The sequence below is a fragment of the Streptococcus sp. OMI750 genome (assembly GCF_047463895.1).
Lineage (GTDB): Bacteria > Bacillota > Bacilli > Lactobacillales > Streptococcaceae > Streptococcus.
On the sequence record NZ_JASHCZ010000015.1, the window covers coordinates 1 to 1,439 of the forward strand.

Below are 1,439 nucleotides of genomic sequence, written 5' to 3' on the forward strand. Positions count from 1 at the left end.
TAAACTGCACCCCAAAAGTTAGACAGAAAAAATCTAACTTTTGGGGTGTTTTTATTATGAAATTGACTTATAAAGATAAAGTTCAGATCTATGAACTTAGAAAACAAGGATATAGCTTAGAGCAACTTTCAAATAAATTTGGGATAAACAATTCTAATCTTAGGTACATGATTAAATTGATTGATTGTTATGGAATAGAGTTCGTCAAAAAAGGAAAAAATCGTTACTACTCTCCTGAATTAAAACAAGAAATGATTGATAAAGTTCTACATGAAAACTGGTCTCAAGATAGAGTTTCTCTCGAATATGCTCTCCCAAATCGTGGTATGCTTCCAAATTGGATGGCACAATACAAGAAAAACGGGTATACTATTGTTGAGAAAACAAGAGGGAGAGTACCTAAAATGGGACGTAAACGTAAGAAAACTTGGGAAGAAATGACAGAACTAGAGCGGCTCCAAGAAGAGAATGAACGCTTACGTACCGAGGTGGCTTACTTAAAAAAGTTAAAAGAGCTAGAAGTCAGGGACGAAGCCTTACAACTAGAAAGGCAGAGACAATTAGAGAAATGGCTTCAGGAGGATTTCGACTAGATTTACTTCTTGAAGCGGCTCGTTTACCTCGCTCAACTTACTACTATCAGTTGAAGCAACTGGATAGGTTTGACAAAGATAAAGATCTTAAAGCTGAAATTCAATCTATTTTTACTGAGCACAAAGGAAATTATGGCTTTCGCCGAATGACTCTTGAATTGAGAAATCGTGGTTATGTGGTCAATCACAAAAGAGTTCAACGCCTGATGAAGGTCCTTGGTTTAAGTGCTCGAATTCGTCGTAAACGGAAGTATTCTTCATACCAAGGAGAGATTGGAAAGAAAGCAGCCAACCTTATTCAACGCCAATTTGAAGCATCCAAACCAATGGAAAAGTGCTACACAGATGTGACAGAATTTACCATTCCAGCAAGCAGTCAAAAACTCTATTTATCGCCGGTTTTAGATGGCTTTAATAGCGAAATTATCGCCTATAATCTTTCGACTTCACCAAATTTAGAACAAGTGAAATCTATGTTAGACCAGGCCTTCAGTGAGGATCATTACACAAATACTATTCTCCATAGTGACCAAGGATGGCAGTATCAACATCAGTATTATCATCATTTTTTAGAGGATAAAGGAATCCAACCGTCCATGTCACGTAAAGGAAACAGCCCAGATAATGGCATGATGGAGTCCTTCTTTGGCATTCTTAAGTCTGAGATGTTTTACGGTTATGAGAAGACATTTCACTCACTTGAGCAATTGGAGCAAGCTATTGTAGACTATATTGATTATTACAACAACAAACGAATTAAGGTAAAACTAAAAGGACTCAGTCCTGTGCAATACAGAACTAAATCCTTTGGATAAATTAATTGTCTAACTTTTTGGGGTCAATACA

General features: G+C 36.6%; 1 protein-coding gene. It reads left to right on the plus strand.

Annotated features, from left to right (window positions below):
• Window positions 1-56: 56 nt before the first annotated feature.
• A protein-coding gene (locus tag QM830_RS10880) for an IS3 family transposase (RefSeq protein WP_152903631.1) occupies window positions 57-1,408 on the plus strand; the annotation gives its coding sequence in 2 pieces (ribosomal slippage) (window positions 57-498 and window positions 498-1,408; 1,353 coding nt in all).
• Window positions 1,409-1,439 lie beyond the last annotated feature (31 nt).